The 23,761-nt window shown below is 50.4% G+C and carries 23 protein-coding genes and 1 other annotated feature; of the genes, 10 read left to right on the top strand and 13 right to left on the bottom strand.

Going from position 1 to position 23,761, the window contains the following annotated elements:
- Positions 1–19: 19 nt before the first annotated feature.
- Positions 20–2,119 (bottom strand): glycosyl hydrolase family 18 protein, encoded by a 2,100-nt coding sequence (locus ACLJNW_RS15990; RefSeq protein ID WP_001622319.1) that lies wholly within the window; start codon positions 2,117–2,119, stop codon positions 20–22.
- Positions 2,120–2,499: 380 nt separating this feature from the next.
- Between ACLJNW_RS15990 and ACLJNW_RS15985 the strand changes: the two genes are divergently transcribed.
- Together ACLJNW_RS15985 and ACLJNW_RS15980 are read left to right on the top strand one after the other, a co-directional pair.
- Positions 2,500–2,943: a transcriptional regulator gene (locus ACLJNW_RS15985; RefSeq protein ID WP_000860681.1), complete on the top strand. Its 444-nt coding sequence runs from the start codon at positions 2,500–2,502 to the stop codon at positions 2,941–2,943.
- 16 nt (positions 2,944–2,959) lie between these two features.
- Positions 2,960–3,493: a glycoside hydrolase family 108 protein gene (locus tag ACLJNW_RS15980; protein WP_001068132.1), complete on the top strand. Its 534-nt coding sequence runs from the start codon at positions 2,960–2,962 to the stop codon at positions 3,491–3,493.
- 60 nt (positions 3,494–3,553) lie between these two features.
- Here ACLJNW_RS15980 and ACLJNW_RS15975 read toward each other — a convergent pair whose 3' ends face one another.
- The 4 genes from ACLJNW_RS15975 to dnaK all read right to left on the bottom strand — a co-directional run bounded on the left by ACLJNW_RS15975 (position 3,554) and on the right by dnaK (position 8,397).
- Positions 3,554–3,898 carry a phage holin family protein gene (locus ACLJNW_RS15975; protein ID WP_000026889.1) on the bottom strand — a complete coding sequence of 115 codons (345 nt, stop codon included), beginning with the start codon at positions 3,896–3,898 and terminating at the stop codon, positions 3,554–3,556.
- A gap of 126 nt (positions 3,899–4,024) precedes the next feature.
- Positions 4,025–4,972: a LysR family transcriptional regulator gene (locus ACLJNW_RS15970; RefSeq protein ID WP_000534907.1), complete on the bottom strand. Its 948-nt coding sequence runs from the start codon at positions 4,970–4,972 to the stop codon at positions 4,025–4,027.
- A gap of 283 nt (positions 4,973–5,255) precedes the next feature.
- The gene (gene dnaJ, locus ACLJNW_RS15965) at positions 5,256–6,395 is read right to left on the bottom strand and encodes a molecular chaperone DnaJ (protein WP_001119009.1); all 1,140 of its coding nucleotides are present in this window, start codon (positions 6,393–6,395) and stop codon (positions 5,256–5,258) included.
- Positions 6,396–6,480: 85 nt separating this feature from the next.
- Positions 6,481–8,397, bottom strand: a complete 1,917-nt coding sequence (gene dnaK / locus ACLJNW_RS15960) for a molecular chaperone DnaK (RefSeq protein ID WP_000516126.1) — start codon at positions 8,395–8,397, stop codon at positions 6,481–6,483.
- Positions 8,398–8,744: 347 nt separating this feature from the next.
- Between dnaK and ACLJNW_RS15955 the strand changes: the two genes are divergently transcribed.
- The 3 genes from ACLJNW_RS15955 (at position 8,745) to satP (ending at position 10,614) form a co-directional block, all read left to right on the top strand.
- Positions 8,745–9,149: a DUF2541 family protein gene (locus ACLJNW_RS15955; protein WP_001258090.1), complete on the top strand. Its 405-nt coding sequence runs from the start codon at positions 8,745–8,747 to the stop codon at positions 9,147–9,149.
- A 35-nt stretch (positions 9,150–9,184) separates the two neighbouring features.
- Positions 9,185–9,898 carry an acidic protein MsyB gene (gene msyB / locus ACLJNW_RS15950; protein ID WP_001103477.1) on the top strand — a complete coding sequence of 238 codons (714 nt, stop codon included), beginning with the start codon at positions 9,185–9,187 and terminating at the stop codon, positions 9,896–9,898.
- Between the two features lie 149 nt (positions 9,899–10,047).
- Positions 10,048–10,614 (top strand): acetate uptake transporter, encoded by a 567-nt coding sequence (gene satP, locus ACLJNW_RS15945; RefSeq protein ID WP_000528527.1) that lies wholly within the window; start codon positions 10,048–10,050, stop codon positions 10,612–10,614.
- Between the two features lie 56 nt (positions 10,615–10,670).
- Here satP and mog read toward each other — a convergent pair whose 3' ends face one another.
- Both mog and tal read right to left on the bottom strand, forming a co-directional pair.
- Positions 10,671–11,261, bottom strand: coding sequence for a molybdopterin adenylyltransferase (gene mog / locus ACLJNW_RS15940; protein WP_000380373.1), 591 nt, complete (start codon positions 11,259–11,261; stop codon positions 10,671–10,673).
- Between the two features lie 110 nt (positions 11,262–11,371).
- Positions 11,372–12,325: a transaldolase gene (gene tal / locus ACLJNW_RS15935; protein ID WP_000130175.1), complete on the bottom strand. Its 954-nt coding sequence runs from the start codon at positions 12,323–12,325 to the stop codon at positions 11,372–11,374.
- 268 nt (positions 12,326–12,593) lie between these two features.
- Here tal and ACLJNW_RS15930 point away from each other — a divergent pair, with 268 nt between their 5' ends.
- Positions 12,594–14,024, top strand: coding sequence for an alanine/glycine:cation symporter family protein (locus ACLJNW_RS15930; RefSeq protein WP_001113812.1), 1,431 nt, complete (start codon positions 12,594–12,596; stop codon positions 14,022–14,024).
- A gap of 78 nt (positions 14,025–14,102) precedes the next feature.
- Entirely contained in the window at positions 14,103–14,876 is a 774-nt protein-coding gene (yaaA, locus tag ACLJNW_RS15925) for a peroxide stress protein YaaA (protein WP_000906175.1), read from the top strand.
- 93 nt (positions 14,877–14,969) lie between these two features.
- Here the strand turns inward: yaaA and thrC are convergent, their stop codons facing one another.
- The 6 genes from thrC to yjjY form a co-directional block, all read right to left on the bottom strand.
- Positions 14,970–16,256, bottom strand: a complete 1,287-nt coding sequence (thrC, locus tag ACLJNW_RS15920) for a threonine synthase (RefSeq protein WP_000781109.1) — start codon at positions 16,254–16,256, stop codon at positions 14,970–14,972.
- A gap of 3 nt (positions 16,257–16,259) precedes the next feature.
- On the bottom strand, positions 16,260–17,189 hold the full coding sequence (gene thrB / locus ACLJNW_RS15915) for a homoserine kinase (RefSeq protein ID WP_000241685.1): 930 nt from the start codon (positions 17,187–17,189) through the stop codon (positions 16,260–16,262).
- A 1-nt stretch (position 17,190) separates the two neighbouring features.
- Complete coding sequence (thrA, locus tag ACLJNW_RS15910; protein WP_001264677.1) at positions 17,191–19,653, bottom strand: bifunctional aspartate kinase/homoserine dehydrogenase I; 2,463 nt, start codon at positions 19,651–19,653, stop codon at positions 17,191–17,193.
- A 25-nt stretch (positions 19,654–19,678) separates the two neighbouring features.
- Positions 19,679–19,799 (bottom strand) — a sequence feature (Thr leader region).
- Positions 19,735–19,800, bottom strand: coding sequence for a thr operon leader peptide (gene thrL, locus ACLJNW_RS15905; protein WP_001575544.1), 66 nt, complete (start codon positions 19,798–19,800; stop codon positions 19,735–19,737). It overlaps the preceding feature by 65 nt.
- Before the next feature lie 213 nt (positions 19,801–20,013).
- Positions 20,014–20,700 (bottom strand): tRNA/rRNA methyltransferase, encoded by a 687-nt coding sequence (locus ACLJNW_RS15900; RefSeq protein WP_024154846.1) that lies wholly within the window; start codon positions 20,698–20,700, stop codon positions 20,014–20,016.
- A 399-nt stretch (positions 20,701–21,099) separates the two neighbouring features.
- On the bottom strand, positions 21,100–21,240 hold the full coding sequence (gene yjjY / locus ACLJNW_RS15895) for a protein YjjY (RefSeq protein WP_001541509.1): 141 nt from the start codon (positions 21,238–21,240) through the stop codon (positions 21,100–21,102).
- 95 nt (positions 21,241–21,335) lie between these two features.
- On the opposite strand from yjjY, the gene arcA reads away from it, so the two are divergent.
- The 3 genes from arcA to ACLJNW_RS15880 all read left to right on the top strand — a co-directional run bounded on the left by arcA (position 21,336) and on the right by ACLJNW_RS15880 (position 23,689).
- Entirely contained in the window at positions 21,336–22,052 is a 717-nt protein-coding gene (arcA, locus tag ACLJNW_RS15890) for a two-component system response regulator ArcA (protein WP_001194359.1), read from the top strand.
- A 266-nt stretch (positions 22,053–22,318) separates the two neighbouring features.
- The gene (locus tag ACLJNW_RS15885) at positions 22,319–22,633 is read left to right on the top strand and encodes a hypothetical protein (RefSeq protein ID WP_000749515.1); all 315 of its coding nucleotides are present in this window, start codon (positions 22,319–22,321) and stop codon (positions 22,631–22,633) included.
- Between the two features lie 384 nt (positions 22,634–23,017).
- Positions 23,018–23,689 (top strand): winged helix-turn-helix transcriptional regulator, encoded by a 672-nt coding sequence (locus ACLJNW_RS15880; protein WP_000811635.1) that lies wholly within the window; start codon positions 23,018–23,020, stop codon positions 23,687–23,689.
- The last annotated feature ends 72 nt before the right edge of the window (positions 23,690–23,761 follow it).

Raw genomic sequence — 23,761 nt, 5'->3', positions numbered from 1 at the left:
ATCGGCTTAATACCGTGTATTAGTAAGCGCCAAGATCGGTCCATGCACCGCCGACACCGCAGTTCAGGTCAGGCTGGTTGCCCATAGACCACCATTTCACCTGATAGTTATGGCCTTTCCAGCTAACGATTTCGAAAGAACCCCAGTTTGCGCCATAAACGGTAGAAGCATCCCACTGCGCGTAAGGTGACGTTTTGTCATCTGCTGGCGTATCATCCTCAGCCGGCGTGGTATCTTCTTCCTCGTCCGGTACAGGAACGATAATCTCTTCTTCCTCTTCCGGTTCCGGTTGAACCTGAGATAGCGCAGGCACAGCCGTCAGAACAAAGCGCTGTTGAGAGGACGGTTCGTTGTAGCAGTCGCGTACAAACAGGGTGAACTGGAAGGCTGTTTTTTCGCTAACTTCCGGTACCACAACCTCAATGATTTCAGCCGTTTTGTCTGCCACATCGATTTGAGAAGGCACGCCCCAGCTAAAGGACAGCTCATCGTTATCTTCATCAGAAGAACCTGCGCCAGACAGCTGTACCGTAGATCCGCCTACGACCAGCAGTTCAATCGCCGCTTTCGGCGCGTGGTTGACCTTCTGCGCGTCGTCGCTGTCGCTCTGCTCTTCATCTTTTTCTACATTGATACCTTCAAAGTAGAACGGTTCCATATCGATAACTTCAGATTCGATTTCATAACCCAGACCTTCACGCACGGCGTTAACCAGCACGCCGTTGTCCTGATCGATAGTCCAGGTAAACACGCCGCCCAGGCCCAGTTTCGCTGCATATTCGCCTTTTGCTTTGACGGTACGCGGCGTATCCAGGGATAAAAACAGTTTGGATTCCGGGCTATACAGGTAGTCAGCGTCAGCGACCTGGTCGGTGTAAACGTTGAAACCGTTACGGCCTTTCTGGTTTTCCAGATCCAGGTAGCTATAAATGACGTCATACCATTCACTGGTGCCGGATTCAAAGGAACCGGTAGTAGGGCCTGAACCTGGGTTGTAAGAACCTTTCAGCGGCGACAGGGATTCAATTTCTACCTGACGAGCGTTACGGGTATAGCCGGCATAACCGATGTTGATACGGTCAGCGGAGAAACCTTCCGCCAGCAGGTGATCAACGATAGTTTCGACAGCCCAGCCGCCCTCTTCCAGCGCTTTGCGGTTGGTGTGGTGGCCCAGCGTTTCCGCCCACGGCGTACCGAAGAAGTCATAGGTCATCAGGTTGATGCCATACAGGCCGGCAGCCATCAGATCTTTTACTTTCGCATAGTCAAAAATAGTAGTGACAGCAGAAGCGGCAATAGAGATCTTCACATTGCTCAGACCCGCGGAATCAAGCTGTTTACGCAGTTCGGCAATCAGCAGCGCGTAGTTAGCGCCATCTTCCGGACCAAACGGGTTGCCCGCCCCTTCATTGTTCGGGTATTCCCAGTCAATATCCACTTCGCTGAACATCGGGAACTGTTTGAACAGTTTCACCACGCCTTTGGCGAAGATTTTACGAGAAGAGTCAGAAGCGGCGGTTTCGTGGAACCCGTTACTCATGCTCCAGCCGCCGATACTCATGGAGAGCGCCAGCGTGTGACCTGCGGCTTTCGCTTTTGCCTGCATATCACGCAGCGCGCCCAGCAGACCCTTGGCGTTAGACTGAGTTACAGTCTTCGGATCCACATCCCAGCCGCTGACATCAAAGCCGAGGTTGATATAAGACTGGAAGTCGCCCCATGGGTCGAGGAAGGTCGGCTCATATTTCACTTTGCCGCACAGCGCTGCCGCTTCTGCTACGACATCGCGGTCTTCTGTATCAATTTTTCTGAAACCGGTGATGCCAACAAAGCCAAAAATCAGTTTGTCATAAGCTGTCGGTGAAACTTTGGTTAAATCATAACCACGGCCCGGTTGGGACATATTGCCTTGCAGACGGCTGTCATACTGTGACCAGTCGGTGTAATAACCAAATACCTTCGGTTTAGTCGTGGAATTTTTATATTTATTGTATACCGGTTTCGCAACACGAGCGGAAGTATAGCTTATTTTATCATCGCTTGTTGCAGGGTCAAAACCATTCGCTGCATGGGTAGTTTCAGTAATCGTATCGCCTTGAATCAGTTTGCTTGTAGCCATTTTCAAATTTCCTTTTACGTTTCAAAATTGTCGCAGCTCGTTCTGCGGGGTCCATAATCGTTACAGGCATAAAAAATAGCTAATCACAAAACATCATCTTTTTAGATGATATAAAAATCATAAAAATGAGGTTAACAACACCGTCTAACGAAGAGAAAACAACACCTCTCAGCGCCCGCTTACTCCGTTCTGGTGAGAACATAGTAAATATCATTTATCATGTAATTAAATATCATTTAATTACAATGAAATAATGTGATTACACTCGCTATAGACAATGACAATACAATAAAACCAGTGACATTTATTGGATTAAGACATTTCTCATACAATATAGTCACCACAGACAACCAAGATGTACATTTCTAAAGGAAGACGTTATGAAAACTTATATCATTAATAGCAATTGCATTTACAATGAAGGTAAATATGAACTGAGGACGGTCTCAAATTCACAGGTTATTAAAATGACTGCGATGAGAGCCAAATGTCTCAGTTTCATCATCGAGAATGCTCATCTGGAGATTATCGAGCGACAAAAAATAACCACTGCGTTATGGGGAAGTCGAAGCCACTATGTTAATGATGCAAATCTAACGCAGATTCTCTATTTAATCAGACGTGACCTTAAAGCGCTTGGTATTAACGATCTTTTTATTACCATTCCAAGACAGGGTCTCAAAGTGAATAGTGATATCGCCATTATCGCGACGGATAGCGAAACAAAGGGAAGAAAAAAACAGATTGTACGGCAAACCATCGCCGCCCTGACGACCGTATTTTCAGTAACGTTAGGTTCTCTCATGTATCTGCATATTCACTAAGCGAAGGAAAGGGAAGATGAATCCAATTATAGATGGAATTATTGCGCTTGAAGGCGGTTACGTATTTAACCCTAAAGATAAAGGCGGCGCCACCCATTGGGGCATTACCGAAGCCACGGCGCGAGCGCATGGCTATGCTGGCGATATGCGGGATCTGACCCACGCTGAAGCCTACGCGATTCTCGAAGAGGATTACTGGATAAAACCAGGTTTTGACGTCATCTCGACGCTATCGTGGCCAGTCTCCTTCGAGCTGTGCGATGCGGCAGTCAACATAGGCGCTTACCACCCCAGCGCGTGGCTGCAACGCTGGTTGAACGTCTTTAATCACGAAGGTAAACGCTACCCGGATATTCATGTGGATGGCAATATTGGCCCGCGGACGCTTGCCGCTCTCGAACATTATTTGGCCTGGCGAGGCCAGGAAGGGGAAGCCGTTTTGGTGAAAGCCCTCAATTGCAGTCAGGGCACGTACTACTTAAACGTTGCTGAGAAAAACCACAATAACGAACAATTTATTTATGGCTGGATCAAGAATAGAGTGACCTAGACCAGGCTGAAAAAAGACGCGTAAAAGGCTCACGGATGAGCCTGATACTGCAAATGATAATTAATCTGAATTATTACCTTCGATAATTTTTTTAATCCGCCGCCCAAGAATCTTTAAGATCGGACTCGCGAAAACACCGCCTAAGCCTGCCGCCAACAGAACAATGTTGAAACTGCATTCTTTTTCGATCGCAATCGCGCTTAACAAGAAACTGGTGAAGCAGGAAATCACGATCTGCGTTAAGCAATATTTAATACTTTCATGAGAACTATTATATTCTGTCTTATCTTTGCGTAAAAGATAGCTGACAAAGCCTCCCCACGCGCCAATCGAAATAATAGTGAGTAAGATCTCTAGCTCCAATAGCACAACTTCCGTTGTCGACACATGGTTGGGAATAGACATTTTAACACTCCGAAATCATTATAAATGAATAATTAACACAAGGAGTGTAAGCGCCCTGTCAGGAGGGTAAAAATCAAAGCACATCATTTAAAACCATATTAAATCAAAGCGTAAAAATGAGGTGTATTAGCGACGGAAGGAGGAAAGTGTTTGTAACATACTTACCATCTCATTAATCGTCGATATATTTCTACTATTTTTATTCCAGGATGCATAGACCTGAACTGACTTCAAAGCCAGTTCGGGCGGAGGCTGAATAAATTTAATGTCATATTTACGATGATTTTTATAAAAAAGCGCTAATTTCAAAGGCATCAATGCAATCAATGAGGTTCGTTCGATCATGCTCATCAAACCGTTAAGCGAATCACTGCGATAGCCGACAATACGCCTGCCAGTATAGTAAAGATCATCCTTAAATAATTCGCTATCATGATATATCACTGAAGCCCCCATCCCCGGCTGATATAACGCATGACGCGAAGAATAAAAATGATGTAGCGACAGTTGTGAGAGGGTACTCAGCATGTGTTTACTGCTACAGATACAAACAAATGATTTAAAACTATCAATAATTTGATTCTCTATGCCGGACTCCAGCAAAGGTTCGGCACTAATCAACAGATCGCCTTGCGCAGTAAACAGAAGTTCGCTGATATGCTCCCGACTCATATTTCTGACAGTGAAATGATTTATCAAAATACGGTCAAATATATCGCTGTTATAGAGCTGAGAAAGATAATAGCTTTCAACAATATCACTGCCTAATAACGTTATCTGGAACGCTTCATCTTTTTTGCTATTACAGAGAAATGTGTCATCCACCAGTTTCATCACCTGACTGAAATTTTGGTGAATGTCGACAGCCTTAGCTGTGGGGATGAGCCCGCCTTTCCCTCTACTAAACAGTTCTTCCGGGTAATAACTCTGCAGGCGCTTTAACGCCAGAGAAACGGCAGCCGGTGTAATGCCTAACTTTTTTGCCGCCATAGCCGCATTTCCTGACAAAATAACAGCGTCAAGAATTTTGATTAAATTATAATCAAAGCTCTTGTTGGCACCTTTCGATCCCATTCGCTGTCTGCCTCCGGAAACTAAAAAAAGCAATATAGATAATACTCAAGATAAATCAATTCACAGCGTCTAAAAAAGCAATCGTTAATGTCATCACATTACATTTTTTTTAAAAATGAGCGTATGCAAACCTGCTGATTAACATCAATTTGTTTATCAGTAAAACAAAATACCAACAAATGAGAGGATACGATGCGTTTAGCAGAAGCCTGGGCGCGTACAGGCAGAAAAAAGCCCGGATATACATACACCCGGGCTGAAGAAAAATACAACGGGAAAAAGGTTAGCGAGTCAAATCGTCAAAGAATTTTTTCACGCCGTCAAAGAAGCTTTTTGAACGCGGGCTGTTTTTCTCTCCCGTCGGGCCGCCAAAACTTTCCTGAAGATCTTTTAGCAATTGCTTCTGTTTTTCGCTCAGACCGACCGGCGTTTCAACCACCACACGGCACAGCAAATCGCCCTGCGCACCACCGCGTACGGACTTCACGCCTTTGCCGCGCATACGGAACAGCTTGCCCGTTTGTGTTTCGCTCGGTACTTTCAGCATCACGCGACCATCTAACGTCGGCACTTCAATTTCACCGCCGAGCGCCGCCATCGCAAAGTTGATCGGCACTTCGCAATAAAGATTATTGCCTTCACGCTCGAAAATAGGGTGTTGTTTCACCTGGACCTGAACGTACAAGTCGCCTGCCGGTGCGCCATGCTCGCCCGCTTCGCCCTCGCCTGCCAGACGAATACGATCGCCGGTATCCACGCCCGCCGGGATTTTAACGGACAGAGTTTTACTCTTTTCAACACGCCCATGACCGTGACATTTATGGCACGGATCTTTGATCAGCGTACCGCGGCCCTGACAGTGTGGGCAGGTCTGCTGTACAGCAAAAAATCCCTGGCGCATCTGTACCTGACCAGAACCATGACAGGTCGGACAGGTTTGCGGTTGCGTGCCAGCTTTCGCGCCGCTGCCGTGGCAAACGTCGCACTCCTCCAGCGTCGGAATACGGATCTCTTTGGTCACGCCACGCACCGCTTCTTCCAGGGTGAGATCCATGTTATAACGCAAATCAGCCCCACGCGCCGCACGTTGGCGACCACGCCCGCCGCCAAAGATATCGCCAAAAACGTCACCAAAGATATCACTGAAATCAGCGCCGCCATTAAAGCCGCCGCCAAATCCGCCGCCCATACCGCCTTGTTCAAACGCGGCGTGACCATACTGATCGTAGGCTGCGCGTTTTTGCGCATCGGTCAGCACTTCGTAGGCTTCTTTAATCTCTTTAAACTTAGCTTCGGCCTCTTTATCACCCTGATTGCGGTCCGGATGATATTTCATGGCCAGGCGCTTATACGCCTTTTTGATTTCACGCTCTTCCGCTGTTTTGGAAACGCCTAAAATCTCGTAGTAATCTCTTTTCGCCATCTCTTTTTATCTGCCCTTAACATGCATACACGGGCGGAGAGGAAACCTCTTCGCCCGTGCCAGTAATTACCCGTTCAAAGGGCGATTATTTTTTATCTTTTACTTCTTCAAACTCAGCGTCGACAACGTCGTCATCTTTCGCGTTGTTTGCAGAAGCGTCAGCGGAGCCAGCCTGCTGCTGCGCATGTTGCTGCTGAGCGATTTCCATCAGTTTCTGGGAAACCTGCGCCAGTTCCTGCATTTTCGCTTCGATAGCGGCTTTATCTTCGCCTTTCAGGGCAGTTTCCAGCGCGCTCAGGGCAGACTCGATAGCGGTTTTGTCATCAGCCGGCAGTTTATCGCCTGCTTCTTCAACCTGCTTACGGGTGCTGTGCAGCAGATGGTCGCCCTGGTTACGGGTCTGAACCAGCTCTTCGAACTTACGGTCGGATTCAGCGTTCGCTTCTGCATCGCGAACCATTTTCTGAATTTCTTCCTCGTTCAGACCAGAAGACGCCTTGATAGTGATCTTCTGCTCTTTACCGCTATTTTTATCTTTCGCGGAGACGTGCAGGATACCGTCAGCATCGATATCGAAGGTGACTTCGATCTGCGGCATACCGCGCGGTGCCGGGTTGATGCCATCCAGGTTGAACTGACCCAGAGATTTGTTATCAGACGCACGCTTACGCTCACCCTGCAGCACATGGATGGTTACCGCAGACTGGTTGTCTTCCGCAGTAGAGAACACCTGGCTGTGCTTGGTCGGGATGGTGGTGTTTTTGGTGATAAGCGGAGTCATCACGCCACCCATCGTTTCGATACCCAGAGACAGCGGGGTAACGTCCAGCAGCAGTACGTCTTTCACATCACCGGTCAACACGCCGCCCTGTACCGCTGCGCCGATAGCCACAGCTTCGTCCGGGTTAACGTCTTTACGCGGCTCTTTACCAAAGAATTCAGCCACTTTTTTCTGCACCATTGGCATACGGGTCTGACCGCCGACGAGGATCACGTCGTTGATATCAGACACGGACAGGCCAGCGTCCTGCAGTGCGACTTTCAGCGGCTCGATAGAACGGTTCACCAGATCTTCAACCAGGCTTTCCAGTTTTGCACGAGTCACTTTGATGTTCATGTGTTTCGGACCGGTGGCATCTGCGGTAATGTACGGCAGGTTCACGTCGGTCTGCTGCGCAGAAGACAGCTCGATTTTGGCTTTTTCTGCGGCTTCTTTCAGGCGCTGCATGGCCAGCGGATCGTTACGCAGGTCAATGCCCTGATCTTTCTTAAACTCGTCAACGAGGTAGTTGATCAGGCGGGTATCGAAGTCTTCACCACCCAGGTGGGTATCACCGTTGGTTGCCAGAACTTCAAAGGTTTTTTCGCCATCAACTTCGTCGATTTCGATAATAGAGATATCGAAAGTACCACCACCGAGGTCGTAAACCGCGATAGTACGGTTGCCGACTTCTTTATCCAGACCGTAAGCCAGCGCTGCGGCAGTCGGTTCGTTGATGATACGTTTAACCTCCAGCCCCGCGATACGACCAGCATCTTTGGTTGCCTGACGCTGCGCATCGTTAAAGTAAGCCGGTACGGTGATAACCGCTTCAGTTACCGGTTCGCCCAGATAATCTTCAGCCGTTTTCTTCATTTTCTTCAGCACTTCGGCAGAAATCTGCGGCGGCGCCATTTTCTGACCTTTCACATCAAGCCATGCGTCGCCGTTGTCGGCGCCGATGATTTTGTACGGCATGATAGAAACGTCACGTTGAACTTCTTCGTCCTGGAAGCGGCGGCCAATCAGGCGTTTAATCGCAAACAGGGTGTTTTGCGGGTTTGTCACTGCCTGACGTTTAGCCGGCTGACCAACCAGAGTTTCACCATCCTGGGTATAAGCAATGATAGAAGGCGTAGTGCGATCGCCCTCGGCGTTCTCCAGCACGCGTGCCTGCGTTCCATCCATAATCGCTACACAAGAGTTGGTAGTACCCAGGTCGATACCAATAATTTTACCCATCTAAACGTCTCCACTAAAAATTCGGTCATCATGTGGTTGTGAATCTGTAATAAGGGCGAAACGTGCGGTTTCAACTACCCTGAATCGTTTTTTTTCAGACTCACCACTGCGGTTGACTACAAGATGGGGTCGTAACCCACGTCATCAAGGGGGAGATGAAAAAATTTTTTAGTGACGAGAGGGCGCGATGGAAAACCAGACAGATAAATATTCATGAAATAAATTAAAAAACGAATACCATTCACAGAAAAATTGTAATAAAAAGAAAAGATTACAAAACTGAATCGTTGCCATGAGCAGAGTATGATAGACGGTATTGCTTATTGAACCCGTCAAAGAGAAATTTCATGCGATCTGTGTTAACGATTTCCGCCAGCCTGCTTTTCGGCCTGGCGTTAAGTAGCGTCGCGCACGCGAACGACCATAAAATACTGGGTGTTATTGCCATGCCCAGAAATGAAACGAACGATCTCACGCTGAAAATTCCCGTCTGCCGCATCGTGAAGCGCATTCAACTCACGGCGGATCACGGCGACATCGAACTTAGCGGCGCATCCGTCTATTTTAAAACTGCGCGTAGCGCCAGCCAAAGCCTGAACGTCCCTTCCTCAATCAAAGAGGGCCAGACAACAGGCTGGATCAATATTAATAGCGATAACGACAACAAACGCTGCGTATCAAAGATTACCTTCTCAGGCCATACGGTAAATTCTTCCGATATGGCGAGACTTAAAGTCATTGGCGACGATTAATCGCTGTTATTTCTATTCCAAAAGCCAGACTGAAAATGAACGTCACCTATTTACACGACGAGGATTTAGACTTTCTTCAGCATTGTAGCGAAGAACAACTCGCCGATTTCGCCCGTTTGCTGACGCATAACGAAAAGGGCAAAGCTCGCTTGTCAAGCGTCCTTAGTCATAACGAACTGTTCAAAGCGATGGAAGGTCACCCGGAGCAACACCGCCGTAACTGGCAGCTCATTGCCGGCGAGTTTCAGCATTACGGCGGCGACAGTATCGCCAACAAATTGCGCGGACACGGAAAACAGTACCGCGCGATTCTGCTGGATGTCGCAAAACGGCTAAAACTCAAAGCAGATAAAAGCATGTCGACGTTTGAAATAGAACAGCAACTGCTGGAGCATTTTTTACGTCATACCTGGCAGAAGATGGACGCGGCGCATAAGCAGGAATTTCTGCAAGCCGTAGACGCCAAAGTTTCTGAACTGGAAGAACTGCTGCCGCTGCTCATGAAAGATCGCAGTCTGGCAAAAGGGGTCTCCCACCTGCTTTCCACCCAGCTTACCCGCATTTTGCGTACCCATGCCGCAATGAGCATCCTGGGCCACGGATTGCTGCGCGGCGCAGGTCTTGGCGGCCCGGTCGGCGCGGCGTTAAACGGCGTCAAAGCGATGAGCGGCAGCGCGTATCGCGTGACTATTCCGGCGGTCTTGCAAATAGCCTGCCTGCGACGAATGATGGCAGCCGTTCAGGCGTGAATGCCCTCACTGGGGGAAATATTTTCTTTTCCCCCTTATTAGATCATAGACAGTCCTCTTCCCCCTGATTATTATGCCGCGCCCCGAATACGGAACTCGTTATTCTGGGAAACTATTTCACCATTCAATTATGATGATTTTGAGGAATTATGGGCAACACTAAGTTGGCTAATCCGGCACCGCTGGGCCTGATGGGCTTCGGCATGACCACCATTCTGCTTAACCTGCACAATGCCGGTTTTTTCGCCCTGGACGGTATTATTCTGGCGATGGGGATTTTCTACGGCGGTATCGCGCAAATTTTTGCCGGTCTGCTGGAGTACAAAAAAGGCAATACCTTTGGTTTAACGGCCTTTACCTCTTACGGTTCGTTCTGGCTGACGCTGGTCGCTATCCTGCTGATGCCGAAAATGGGTCTGACGGATGCGCCTGACGCTCAGCTACTCGGCGCTTATTTAGGTCTGTGGGGCGTGTTCACGCTGTTTATGTTCTTCGGTACGCTGAAAGCCGCCCGCGCGCTGCAATTTGTTTTCCTGAGCCTGACCGTACTGTTCGCTCTGCTGGCGGTCGGCAATATCACCGGTAACGAAGCAACTATCCATATCGCAGGCTGGGTTGGTCTGGTTTGCGGCGCCAGCGCTATTTATCTGGCGATGGGTGAAGTGCTAAACGAGCAATTTGGCCGCACTATTCTGCCAATCGGCGAGGCGCACTAAATCTCTTTTATTCCTCCCGCACCGGGAGGAATAACCCTACTATCAGTATCTCCCGGTCAGGACGACATATTCTCACGTCTGGCGCTCTTTGGACGGAAAGCGGCAACCACTTCCGGCGCGGTTTCGACATACGGCCCGTCAAGCAGCTGTATGCAATACGGCACGCTCGCAAAAATGCCCGGCACGCTAACGCTGCCATCGTCCGCTTTTACGCCTTCCAGCGTTTCTTTGATCGATTTTGGCTGTCCAGGCAGATTAAGAATTAACGCCTGTTTACGGATAACGCCCACCTGGCGGGAAAGAATGGCGGTCGGCACAAAGCGCAGGCTGATCTGGCGCATCTGTTCGCCAAAACCTGGCATTTCACGGTCGGCGATGGCAAGGGTCGCGTCCGGCGTGACGTCGCGACGCGCCGGACCGGTACCGCCAGTGGTCAGCACCAGATGACAGCTCATCTCATCAACCAGTTCACACAACGTTTGCTCGATAATTTCCTGTTCATCAGGAATTAAGCGCCGCTGGACCTCGAAAGGCGTGGTCAGCGCAGAAGCGAGCCACTCCTCAAGCGCAGGAATGCCTTTATCCTGGTAAACGCCGCTTGAAGCGCGGTCGGAGATAGAAACTAAGCCAATACGTAAGGTATCCATGATTATTCCGTTTAAACAGTCTCGTTAAACAGAATGATACACTGCGAAGGGAAGGACAGACAGGTTTCAGAAGAGGTAGCGTGACCCATATCAGGGCCACGCGTTAATGATTACAGCAGATCGCCGATCATTTTTTCCAGTTTTTCCTGGTCTACCGCAAACTTACGGATACCATCCGCCAGTTTGTCCACCGCCATGGGGTCCTGGTGATGCTGCCACAGGAACTCGGCTTCGGTAATGCGTTCCGGACGCGCTTTGACTTCGCCGGAGAAAGAGAGCTTACGCTCAATCGCCCCTTCGCTTTCCGCCAGTTCTTTCAGCAATGCCGGCGCGATAGTCAGACGGTCGCAGCCCGCCAGCTCCAGAATTTCGCCTACGTTACGGAAGCTTGCGCCCATAACGACGGTTTCGTAACCATGCTGTTTGTAGTACTCGTAGATTTCCGTTACGGAAACCACGCCCGGATCTTCAGCTGGCGCATAGTCTTTCTTGTCGGTATTGGCTTTATACCAGTCAAGAATACGACCTACGAACGGCGAGATCAGGTAGACGCCCGCTTCGGCGCACGCACGCGCCTGCGCGAAGGAGAACAGCAGCGTCAGGTTACAGTTGATGCCTTCTTTTTCCAGCTGTTCGGCTGCGCGAATGCCCTGCCAGGTGGACGCCAGCTTGATCAGGATACGATCGTTGCTGATACCCGCATCATTGTAGAGTTTAATGATACGTTTTGCTTTGGCGATAGACGCTTCAGTGTCATAAGACAGACGCGCGTCAACTTCGGTAGAAATACGCCCCGGCACCAGCTTCAGGATTTCCAGGCCAATATTCACCGCCAGCTTATCGGTCGCGTCAACAACCTGCTGCGCGCGGTCGCTGCTCTGCTGCTTCGCCCAGGCGACAGCATCGTCAATCAGCTTACGATATTCCGGGATTTGCGCTGCGTTAAGAATGAGAGAAGGGTTAGTTGTAGCATCCTGCGGCTGGTACAGCTTCATTGCCGCGATATCTCCGGTATCAGCCACTACGGTGGTGAACTGACGAAGGGAGGTCAATTTGTCCGTCATGATAGAGTTTCTCTTTAAACAGCTTGTTAGGGGATGTAACCGGTCTACCCTGATGATAACACGACGCACTCACAGCGCAACCGCCTACATGCACCTGGCTGCCCTTGTGAACTGTTTGCGTATCTGCCGACGGTTGATGCGCAATTAAAGGATACCGCCGTATTTATGGTAAACTGCCGTTAATATTAGTCTGACAAGGTCATCTACATCATGGGTCACGCTTATACAGGATCATCAAAGCGTGACGGCATCAACAAGAGGGACGTTAATGCCTGAGTTTTTCAGTTTTATTAACGAAATACTCTGGGGCTCGGTAATGATTTACCTGCTGCTCGGCGCAGGATGTTGGTTTACCTGGCGTACCGGATTCATTCAATTTCGTTATATTCGCCAATTTAGCCGCAGTCTGAAAGGCAGCCTTAGCCCGCAGCCAGGCGGCCTGACGTCATTTCAGGCACTGTGTACCAGCCTCGCGGCGCGGATTGGCAGCGGTAATCTGGCCGGCGTGGCGCTGGCTATCGCCGCAGGCGGTCCCGGCGCGGTATTCTGGATGTGGGTCTCGGCCATCATTGGCATGGCGACCTCCTTCGCCGAGTGTTCGCTTGCCCAGCTTTATAAAGAACGTGACCCGACAGGCCAGTTCCGCGGCGGCCCGGCGTGGTATATGGCGCGTGGGCTGGGAATGCGCTGGATGGGCGTGGTTTTCGCCCTCTTTCTGCTCGTCGCCTACGGGTTGATTTTTAATAGCGTGCAGGCGAATGCCGTCTCACGCGCGCTCCATTTCGCCTTCAACATTCCGCCGCTTATCTCCGGCATTGCTCTGGCGTTCTGTGCCCTGTTAATTATCATTCGCGGCATCAAAGGCGTCGCCCGTCTGATGCAATGGTTGATTCCCATCATCGCGTTATTGTGGGTCGCCGGCAGCGTATTCATTTGCCTCTGGCATATTGAGCAAATGCCTGGCGTTATCGCCTCGATAGTCAAAAGCGCATTTGGCTGGCAGGAAGCCGCGGCAGGCGCAGCCGGATATACGCTCACCCAGGCTATTACCAGCGGTTTTCAGCGTGGGATGTTCTCTAATGAAGCGGGAATGGGGTCAACGCCTAATGCGGCCGCAGCGGCAACGTCGTATCCACCTCATCCTGTCGCGCAGGGGATTGTGCAAATGATTGGCGTATTCAGCGACACCATTATCATCTGTACCGCCAGCGCGATGATTATCCTGCTGGCGGGGAATCACGCGTCCCATTCGTCAACAGAAGGCATTCAGCTTCTCCAACATGCAATGGTTTCGTTGACCGGTGAATGGGGCGCCAGTTTTGTCGCGCTTATCGTCATTCTGTTCGCGTTCAGTTCTATCGTCGCCAACTATATTTACGCCGAGAACAATCTGTTTTTTCTGCGGTTACATAACGCAAAGGCCATCTGGCTATTACGCCTTGCGACGCTTGGCATGGTCATCGCCGGTACGCTCATCAGTTTTCCGCTGATATGGCAGCTCGCTGACATGATCATGGCCTGTATGGCTATTACCAATCTGACGGCGATTTTGTTGCTCTCACCGGTGGTGTATACCCTCGCCGGCGATTATCTGCGACAACGGAAACTGGGCGTAAGACCGCAGTTCGATCCGCGGCGCTTCCCGGATATCGAACCACAACTGGCGCCAGATACCTGGGATGCGGCATCGCGCGATTAAGCCGACAATCGCAACCATCGGTCAACTCTGCGGCGTTTTTTTGCTAAAGTCGCAGAAAATTCCCTGCAAGGACTGGATATGCTGATTCTGATTTCACCTGCAAAAACGCTTGATTATCAAAGCCCGCTGGCCACGACCCGCTATACCCAGCCGGAGCTATTGGATCACAGCCAGCAGCTTATTCAACAGGCCCGCCAGCTTTCGGCGCCGCAAATTTCCAGGCTGATGGGAATTAGCGACAAACTGGCGGATCTCAACGCCACGCGTTTTCATGACTGGCAGCCTCATTTTACGCCGGATAATGCACGCCAGGCGATTCTGGCGTTCAAAGGCGATGTTTATACCGGCCTACAGGCGGAAACGTTCAACGACGCGGATTTTGATTTTGCTCAACAACATCTGCGTATGCTCTCTGGCTTGTATGGCGTATTGCGCCCGCTGGATTTAATGCAGCCTTATCGTCTGGAGATGGGGATTCGCCTGGAGAATCCGCGCGGCAAAGATCTTTATCAATTCTGGGGCGATATCATTACCGATAAGCTCAACGAAGCGCTTGAGGCGCAGGGCGATCGGGTGGTAGTGAATCTGGCCTCCGAGGAATATTTTAAATCGGTGAAGCCGAAGAAACTGAATGCCGAACTGATTAAGCCCGTGTTCCTTGATGAGAAAAACGGCAAGTTTAAGGTGGTAAGCTTCTACGCCAAAAAAGCGCGCGGACTGATGAGCCGTTTTATTATTGAAAACCGCTTAACGAAGCCGGAACAGCTTACCGCGTTTGACCGTGAAGGGTATTTCTTTGATGAAGAAACCTCCACACAAGACGAGCTGGTCTTTAAACGCTACGAGCAGTAACGGCATCGCCGGATGGCGGTTACGCCTTATCCGGCCTACAAATCGACACCACCCCATAGGCCCGGTAAGCGACAGCGCCACCGGGCGCAATGGTTACTGGCGGGTCATCATCAGCTTACGCAGGGCGGCAAAATCCGCAGGCAGATGATGTGAAAGCAGCGGCAGATCGGCGCGTTCGGCGAGCGCTTCAGGCAAGGCCAGCGTTTCTCCCAGAATGGACTCCACGCTTTCTTTAAACTTCGCCGGATGCGCCGTTCCGAGAAACAAGCCATACTCGCCAGGGTTTAACTGGTCGCGTAATGCCCGATACGCTACCGCCGCATGAGGTTCCGAGATATAACCTTTCGCTTTCAGCTCGCGCATCGTCTGTTGTGTCGTAGTGTCATCCACCGCCGCATAGCCCAGCTCAGTCAGACGCCAGATTTTACGGCGGAATAGCTCCTCCACGCGCGGCCAGTTATTCGGCTGGCTGACATCCATCGCATTCGACAGGGTCGCCTGCGTCGCTTTTGGCGCCCACTTCCCGTCCTGCAGGAAACGCGGCACCGTATCGTTAATGTTGGTGGCGGCGATAAAGCGTTTCACCGGTAGGCCTAACGACTTCGCCAGCAGTCCTGCCGTCAAATCGCCAAAGTTGCCGCTGGGGACGGAGATCACCAGTTGGTTACGCGCCCCCTGCGGCAGTTGCGCCACGGCTTCAAAGTAGTAGCAAATTTGCGCCAACAGGCGGCTGATATTAATCGAATTAGCCGAATTCAGCCCCAGCGCCGTTTTCAGTTCTTCGTCATCAAATGCCTGTTTCACCAGCGCCTGGCAAGCGTCGAAATCGCCGTCGATCGCCACGGTTTCAATGTTGCCGCCCAGCGTACAGAACAGTTTTTCCTGCAACGGACTGATTTTACCGCGCGGGTAGAGAATAACGACCCGCACATTTTCCAGGCCATAGAACGCGTGAGCCACCGCCGCGCCGGTATCACCTGACGTTGCGGTCAGAATCGTCACCGGTTTGTCGCCGCTGATATGCGTCAGCATTTGCGCCATAAAACGCCCGCCGAAGTCTTTAAAGGCCAGCGTCGGACCATGGAACAGCTCCAGGCAGCCGACATCGCTTTCTACCTGCGCTACCGGCGCCGGGAACGCAAACGCCGCGCGGACGCGCTCTTCCAGAATTTGCTGCGGTATTTCATCGCCAATAAATGCCGAGAGGATCTTTGCGCTACGGCTGACAAAGTCCTGGTTGAGCATCTCATCAATTTCCGTCAGGCTAAACTCCGGCAGTTCGTGCGGAAAAAAAAGTCCCTGCTGTTTGCCCAGTCCTTGCGTGACGGCCTGCGCAAAGCTGACCTGCTCATTATGGTCTTTCAGATTATAGAGTTTCATTGATTATCCCACTACTCGTGCGCCCGCCGTATCCAGCCGGCAAATATGGACGAAGCCTTCCTGATTTTGCAGATAATGTTTGCTCAGCCAGTCCGCGACGCGCTGCGCCGTCTCCGGTTTATCGCATAGCGCAAACAGCGTCGGCCCCGACCCGGAAATCCCGCTCGCCAGCGCGCCGATCTCCGACACCGCCTGTCGCGCCTGGCTAAAGCCCGGCAGTAAACGCGCGCGGTATGGTTCGGCAATAACATCTTTCATCAGCGCGGCGGCAAGCTGCGGCTGCCGCGAGTAACAGGCGTGAATAAAACCGGCCAGATGCCGTCCATGCGCAATGCAATCCTGACGGCGATACTGCGCAGGCAAAATGGCCCGTGCTTCTGCGGTGGAAACTTTAATGCCCGGATAAGCCAGTACCCATAGCCACTCATCAAAGCCCGGCACCTGCTGACTAATAATGCCGTTTTCTTCAATCATCAACTGCATACCGCCAAGAAAGCACGGCGCGACGTTATCGTAATGGATGCTGCCGGAGATACGGCCTTCCAGCTCGCCCATCAGCGCCAACAGACGCGTGTCGTTTAACGGTTTGCCGCAGTGCTCATTCATCGCGACCAGCGCGGCGACGACGGAACAGGCGCTGGACCCTAACCCGGAACCAATCGGCATATTTTTTTCCAGCGTCATCGCCACCGGGATGGTTTTCCCCAATGCCTGGCAAAAACGTTCCCAGCACTGATAAACAATATTTTCACGCGGCTCCGGCGGCAGTTTATCGGCAAATCGCCCCAGGTTATGCAGACGGAAATGGTCCGCTGCTTCAACGGATACCACATCGCCCAGCAACGTGCCGTCAACGGGTGTGACGGCCGCGCCCAACACGTCGAAACCGACGCTCATGTTCGCGCTGGAAGCCGGGGCATACACTTTCACCATGTTAAACTCCTAACTTCCATGAGAGGGTCCGTAACAGATCGGCAAACACGCCCGCCGCCGTCACATCATTGCCTGCGCCGTAGCCGCGCAGCACCAACGGCAAGGGCTGATAATAATGGCTGTAGAACGCCAGCGCGTTTTCACCGTTTTTCACTTTGAAGAGCGGATCGTTACCATCAACTTCGGCAATCTTCACGCGGCACACGCCATCCTCTTCGATATTGCCCACATAGCGCAATACCTTACCTTCATCACGAGCTTTCGCCACACGGGCGGCAAACGCGTCGTCAAGCTGCGGCAGATGCGCCATAAAGGCGGTCACATCGCCGGAGGCGTCAAACTCGTCCGGCAACACCGGTTCAATCACAATATCGGAAAGCTCCAGCTCGCGGCCCGTCTCGCGGGCGAGGATCAACAGTTTCCGCGCCACATCCATACCGGAAAGATCGTCGCGCGGATCGGGTTCGGTATAGCCCATCTCGCGCGCCAGGGCGGTCGCCTGTGAGAGACTCATCCCCTCTTCCAGTTTACCGAAAATAAAAGAGAGCGACCCGGAAAGAATGCCGGAAAATTTTTGCAGTTCATCACCGGCATTCAGCAGGTTTTGCAGGTTTTCGATTACCGGCAAACCGGCGCCGACGTTGGTGTCATACAAGAATTTTCGCCGTGATTGCGCGGCGGCGAAACGTAGCTGATGGTAGTAGTCCATCGACGAGGTGTTCGCTTTCTTGTTTGGCGTCACCACATGGAATCCTTCACGCAGGAAGTCGGCATACTGGTCGGCCACCGCCTGACTGGAGGTACAATCAACAATCACCGGATTGAGTAGATGATATTCTTTCACCAGGCGAATTAAGCGTCCCAGATTGAACGGCGCGTTCGCTTGCGCCAGTTCCGCCTGCCAGTTGTCCAGATTCAGGCCATGCACATTGGTTAGCAACGCCTTTGAGTTCGCCACGCCGCACACGCGTAGATCGATGTGCTTGTTCTTCAGCCAGGTTTGCTGACGTTTAAGCTGTTCCAGTAGCGCGCCGCCGACGCCGCCGACGCCAATGACAAACACTTCAATCACCTGATCGGTATTGAACAGCATCTGGTGCGTTACCCGCACGCCGGTGGTGGCATCGTCGTTATTCACCACCACAGAAATGGAACGCTCAGAAGATCCCTGAGCGATCGCCACGATATTGATATTGGCCCGCGCCAGCGCGGCGAAGAATTTCGCTGAAATGCCGCGTAGCGTGCGCATACCGTCGCCGACAACAGAGATAATCGCCAACCGCTCAGTAACCGCCAGCGGCTCCAGCAGCCCCTCTTTCAGCTCCAGATAGAACTCATCCTGCATCGCACGGCGGGCACGCGCGCAGTCACTCTGCGGCACACAGAAGCTGATGCTGTACTCAGAGGAGGACTGGGTAATGAGCACCACCGAGATCCCGGCGCGAGACATGGCGGCGAAAACACGCGCCGCCATCCCAATCATCCCTTTCATTCCCGGGCCGGAGACGCTAAACATCGCCATGTTGTTAAGGTTAGAGATCCCTTTAACCGGCAGATTATCATCGTCGCTGGACGCGCCGATCAGCGTTCCTGGCGCCTGCGGATTACCGGTATTTTTAATCAGACAGGGGATCTGGAACTGGGCGATAGGCGTTATGGTGCGAGGGTGAAGGACTTTGGCGCCGAAGTAAGAGAGTTCCATCGCTTCCTGGTAGGACATCGATTTCAGCAGTCTGGCGTCCGGCACCTGGCGCGGGTCACAGGTATACACGCCATCGACGTCAGTCCAGATTTCACAGCAGTCAGCGCGTAAACAGGCGGCCAGCACGGCGGCAGAGTAGTCAGAGCCATTACGCCCCAGCACCACCAGTTCACCCTTTTCATTACCGGCAGTAAAGCCCGCCATCAGGATCATGTGATCGGCCGGGATCTGGCTGGCGGCGATACGGCGAGTCGATTCCGCGATATCGACGGTAGATTCAAGGTAATGGCCCACCGCCAGCAGTTTTTCTACCGGATCGATCACCGTGACGCGATGTCCACGCGCCTCCAGAAGTCCCGCCATAATCGCGATCGACATTTTTTCGCCACGGCAAATCAGCGCGGCGTTGATGCTATCCGGGCACTGACCCAGCAGGCTGATACCATGCAAAACATGTTTGATCTGAGCGAATTCTTGTTCGACAACCATTTTCAACCGTGCAAGCGGGAATCCCGGCTGCGCGCTGGCAAGTCCTGCGAGCAGGTCAGAAAAAATACGTTCGGCATCGCTGATATTCGGCAAAGCATCCTGGCCGCCGATAGTTTTTTCAATCATCGCCACCAGATGGTTGGTAATTTTCGCGGGGGCGGAAAGTACGGTCGCTACCTGCCCTTGCCTGGCATTGCTTTCCAGAATATCGGCAACACGCAGAAAACGTTCTGCATTTGCCACTGATGTACCGCCGAACTTCAACACTCGCATGGTTGTTACCTCGTGATCTCTGGTCGAAAAAAAAGCCCGCACTGTTCAGGTGCGGGCTTTTTTCTGTGTTTCCTGTACGCGTCAGCCCGCACCGTTACCTGTGGTAATGGTGATGGTGGTAATGGTGGTGGTGCTGATGCGGTTCATGGATGTTGTGTACTCTGTCATTTTTATTTGTCTGTCTTGTATTCCTATATTGGTTAAAGTATCTGCCCGCCTAAGTCAATAAATTTTTAAATTGATCACATTCCGAAACTTGTTCATGTGCTGCTGGCGATATATTTATTTTCAACCAATTCCCCCTGTCATGATCTCTTGCAACCAGACGTAATCTCTTATTATTTTAAAAATTACAGCACGTTATTTTGTTAGTTTTTTTTCAATATCATGGATCAAACGGTGCAACATTACCGTATCTCGCTGTCCCAGCAGGCCGATTCGCTGTTGTAGCCAGTCGGTTAATTTGTGGTCATCGGCCGCCTCCAGAGTCGTTAGCAGGCGTAAAAGGCGCGCGCGTAACGCCTGTAATTGCGATTCATCAACAATATCAACGGATTCTGTGGTCTGTTGCATTAAACCTGCTAATTGATAGCAATACACCATGACCGCCTGCCCCAGATTGAGCGAAGGGTAATCCGCCGCCATCGGCACGCCGGTCAACACATCCGTCAGCGCCAGCTCGTCATTGGTCAAACCGGAATCCTCACGGCCAAAAACCAGCGCGGCATGACGCATCCAGCGTGATTTTTCCTGTAATAAGGGAACCAGTTCAGCGGGCGAAGCGTAGTAATGAAATTTTGCCCGGCTGCGGGCTGTCGTCGCGACGGTAAAATCCACATCGTGGAGCGCGTCGGCAAGGGTGCGAAAAACCTCAATATTATCAATAATATCTCCAGATCCATGTGCGACCCAACGGGTGGCGGGCTCCAGGTGCGCCTGGCTGTCGACAATACGCAGGTCAGTAAATCCCATGGTCTTCATAGCCCGGGCGGCTGCGCCGATATTTTCCGCTCTGGCGGGAGCGACAAGAACGATTGTTACACGCATTTCATTACTCTTTTTGACTAATTTACAGGAAATTAGCTGGCGTTTGTAAGCATATTACGCTTCGCAAATTTACAAAATTTTAACGGATATCACTGAAAAAGCATTTTTGATTTCGTAAAAGACGCTACACTATTGCGTATCTGTACTATTGCTGTTTATGTTAACAGAACATCGTTATCCTGCTGTTTATTTAGGATAATTTAATTTAAAATAGATCCTGTTCTTTGGATTCATCACATTTATTAGTTGGCTTACGTAACTAGTTGGAATATTGCAAATTTGTGATGAAAGCTAGCATTTAGCTACGATGATTTCATCAAACTGTTAACGTGCTACAATTGAACTTGATATATGTCAACGAAGCGTAGTTTTATTAGGTGTCCGGTACGTCTTAGCCTGTTATGTTGCTGTTAAAATGGTTAGGATGACAGCCGTTTTTGACACTGTCGGGTCCAGAGGGAAAGTACCCACGACCAAGCTAATGATGTTGTTGACGTTGATGGAAAGTGCATCAAGAACGCAATTACGTACTTTAGTCATGTTACGCCGATCATGTTAATTTGCGACATGCATCAGGCAGGTCAGGGACTTTTGTACTTCCTGTTTCGATTTAGTTGGCAATTTAGGTAGCAAACATGCAGACCCCGCACATTCTTATCGTTGAAGACGAGTTGGTAACACGCAACACGTTGAAAAGTATTTTCGAAGCGGAAGGCTATGATGTATTCGAAGCGACAGATGGCGCGGAAATGCATCAGATCCTCTCTGAATATGACATCAACCTGGTGATCATGGATATCAATCTGCCAGGGAAAAACGGTCTCCTGTTAGCGCGTGAACTGCGTGAACAGGCTAACGTTGCGCTGATGTTCCTGACGGGCCGCGATAACGAAGTCGACAAAATTCTCGGCCTCGAAATCGGCGCGGATGATTACATCACCAAACCGTTTAACCCACGCGAATTGACCATCCGTGCCCGCAACCTGCTGTCCCGTACCATGAACCTGGGTACCGTCAGCGAAGAGCGTCGTAGCGTTGAAAGCTACAAGTTCAACGGTTGGGAACTGGATATCAACAGTCGTTCACTGATCGGCCCGGACGGCGAGCAGTATAAACTACCGCGCAGCGAGTTCCGCGCGATGCTTCACTTCTGCGAAAACCCTGGCAAAATTCAGTCGCGCGCAGAGCTGTTGAAGAAAATGACCGGCCGCGAGCTGAAGCCGCATGACCGTACTGTTGACGTTACCATTCGTCGTATTCGTAAGCATTTCGAATCCACGCCGGATACGCCGGAAATCATCGCCACCATTCACGGCGAAGGTTATCGCTTCTGCGGCGACCTGCAGGATTAATTCGGCCCAGGCGCCAAACCGTAAAAACAGCCGGTAAGTTATTCTTACTGGCTGTTTCTTATGTCCCCCTTCCGCTAAGCGGCCTCGCTTTCCCTCCTGACCTGCCGTTATGACGTACTCTTTTACATAAAAATTGTCGTATAGCGCTGTTTATCTCAGCTTGCGAAAGTTAAGGTAGTTTGTGTATTTACATTAAAGAGTAATACACGGGATTTGTTAGTCCCCAAAAAATAAGGGGATGCTCACAGGACGTGAGGTTTCAAAGGATGAAAAAATCACCATTATGCTGCTACCTGTTTTGTGCAGCGATGTCAGCTTCATCAGCCGCGCTGGCTGCTACCGCGCCGGTCTCCGCAGGCGTTATTCATTTCAAAGGCCAGATTGTCGAATATGGTTGTAATCTTGCGCCTCACGATCGCAATATCGAGGTATCATGTTTGCGGAATAATATCCCCCATTTACAGACAGTCGCCACACCGTCTGGAAACGCTATTTCGTTGATGAATGGAATCGCCACGGTACGGCACGTGTCGTTAAAAGATCATCCGGAGATTCAAAGCCTGATCGTCCAGTACCGCTAACCGCTTATGACTCCCGCCGGGAGGAGTTCCGGCAGGCGGCGATTTCGCTCAGTAAAACGCCGCCCGCCTGCATTTTGTACTTTTCTCTCATTCGTATCCTACAACAGCGATGTTCATCGCTTCGCTATCCTGTACGCTCTACGCGCTCGTTAAGCACGGTACCTATGATAGCTGTCATAAAATGATTGCAAATAAAATCATCACATTTACTATGGTTAACCTTACAAACAGCGTTGTCGCTCATGCATTGATAAGGTGAATACATTGACTTAAATATTCTTGTTGGCTATTTTAATTTACTTAATTATAATTTTAAGTGAATATTAAATTTATCTTTACCTTTTAATAGTCAACCACTTTATCAGCCATAATAATGGGGAAGATATGAAGCAGTTAAACGGCGGGAATGTGTATCGTCCCACAGGGAAAGAAAAAAACCTGCAAGCCATTTTAAATATTCATCGGCACGTTATTCAAAACATCTCCCCTGTCACTATTACGGCCGGTAAAACACTGGATATCAAGATTGATAATCAATCCCACATCCTGTTAATCACTAAAGGCGCTATTAAAGTATGTCGGCGTATCGACAGCATTGTAATGGGCTGCGGTGTCTCACCAATGATTTTAGGCCTTGTAGATGCCTATGCTGACTTATACCAGTTAGAAGAGAATTCAGACGTCTTTTTTATCGCCGAAACCACCTGTGAATATTATCCTGTCCCAGTAAAAGATTTTGTGGAAATAGCCGATGAAAAGCATCTCTGGCGTGACATTTCGAACATCCTGATGTACCGCATTGCTTTCATGACTAACCGTGACAGAAACCTTATCGGGCAGGACGCCTATAGCCAGATAAAAGCGCTGTTACTTGAACTGTGGTCGTATCCTGAAAGCTCACGATTTGAGATCAACGCACAGAACTTCATACAGCAGAGAACCGGGCTTTCACGCAGCCGTATCATGCAGGTACTTTCAGAACTAAAAGCGGGGGACTATATAAAAATACTGCATGGAAGACTGTTAGAGCTTCGAAACCTGCCGGTTTCATTTTAAACGGACAAGCGTCGTATACTCTTAAAAATAAAGCAATATAGAGTTAAATAAATCCTCCAGGAAATAATAACT

The organism is Salmonella sp. SAL4457 (genome assembly GCF_046548235.1).
Lineage (GTDB): Bacteria > Pseudomonadota > Gammaproteobacteria > Enterobacterales > Enterobacteriaceae > Salmonella > Salmonella enterica.
This window is presented reverse-complemented; position numbering and strand designations above follow the sequence as displayed.

Bases quoted from the DNA above. Each gene is read 5' to 3' on its own strand.
- yjjY (WP_001541509.1), bottom strand. From the start codon at position 21,240: ATGACTAAAGTACGTAATTGCGTTCTTGATGCACTTTCCATCAACGTC.
- satP (WP_000528527.1), top strand. From the start codon at position 10,048: ATGGGCAACACTAAGTTGGCTAATCCGGCACCGCTGGGCCTGATGGGC.
- thrA (WP_001264677.1), bottom strand. From the start codon at position 19,653: ATGCGAGTGTTGAAGTTCGGCGGTACATCAGTGGCAAATGCAGAACGT.
- ACLJNW_RS15955 (WP_001258090.1), top strand. From the start codon at position 8,745: ATGCGATCTGTGTTAACGATTTCCGCCAGCCTGCTTTTCGGCCTGGCG.
- ACLJNW_RS15975 (WP_000026889.1), bottom strand. From the start codon at position 3,898: ATGTCTATTCCCAACCATGTGTCGACAACGGAAGTTGTGCTATTGGAG.
- ACLJNW_RS15970 (WP_000534907.1), bottom strand. From the start codon at position 4,972: ATGGGATCGAAAGGTGCCAACAAGAGCTTTGATTATAATTTAATCAAA.
- thrB (WP_000241685.1), bottom strand. From the start codon at position 17,189: ATGGTGAAAGTGTATGCCCCGGCTTCCAGCGCGAACATGAGCGTCGGT.
- tal (WP_000130175.1), bottom strand. From the start codon at position 12,325: ATGACGGACAAATTGACCTCCCTTCGTCAGTTCACCACCGTAGTGGCT.
- ACLJNW_RS15985 (WP_000860681.1), top strand. From the start codon at position 2,500: ATGAAAACTTATATCATTAATAGCAATTGCATTTACAATGAAGGTAAA.
- mog (WP_000380373.1), bottom strand. From the start codon at position 11,261: ATGGATACCTTACGTATTGGCTTAGTTTCTATCTCCGACCGCGCTTCA.
- ACLJNW_RS15900 (WP_024154846.1), bottom strand. From the start codon at position 20,700: ATGCGTGTAACAATCGTTCTTGTCGCTCCCGCCAGAGCGGAAAATATC.
- ACLJNW_RS15880 (WP_000811635.1), top strand. From the start codon at position 23,018: ATGAAGCAGTTAAACGGCGGGAATGTGTATCGTCCCACAGGGAAAGAA.
- ACLJNW_RS15885 (WP_000749515.1), top strand. From the start codon at position 22,319: ATGAAAAAATCACCATTATGCTGCTACCTGTTTTGTGCAGCGATGTCA.
- ACLJNW_RS15930 (WP_001113812.1), top strand. From the start codon at position 12,594: ATGCCTGAGTTTTTCAGTTTTATTAACGAAATACTCTGGGGCTCGGTA.
- ACLJNW_RS15980 (WP_001068132.1), top strand. From the start codon at position 2,960: ATGAATCCAATTATAGATGGAATTATTGCGCTTGAAGGCGGTTACGTA.
- yaaA (WP_000906175.1), top strand. From the start codon at position 14,103: ATGCTGATTCTGATTTCACCTGCAAAAACGCTTGATTATCAAAGCCCG.
- dnaK (WP_000516126.1), bottom strand. From the start codon at position 8,397: ATGGGTAAAATTATTGGTATCGACCTGGGTACTACCAACTCTTGTGTA.
- msyB (WP_001103477.1), top strand. From the start codon at position 9,185: ATGAACGTCACCTATTTACACGACGAGGATTTAGACTTTCTTCAGCAT.
- ACLJNW_RS15990 (WP_001622319.1), bottom strand. From the start codon at position 2,119: ATGGCTACAAGCAAACTGATTCAAGGCGATACGATTACTGAAACTACC.
- arcA (WP_001194359.1), top strand. From the start codon at position 21,336: ATGCAGACCCCGCACATTCTTATCGTTGAAGACGAGTTGGTAACACGC.
- dnaJ (WP_001119009.1), bottom strand. From the start codon at position 6,395: ATGGCGAAAAGAGATTACTACGAGATTTTAGGCGTTTCCAAAACAGCG.
- thrC (WP_000781109.1), bottom strand. From the start codon at position 16,256: ATGAAACTCTATAATCTGAAAGACCATAATGAGCAGGTCAGCTTTGCG.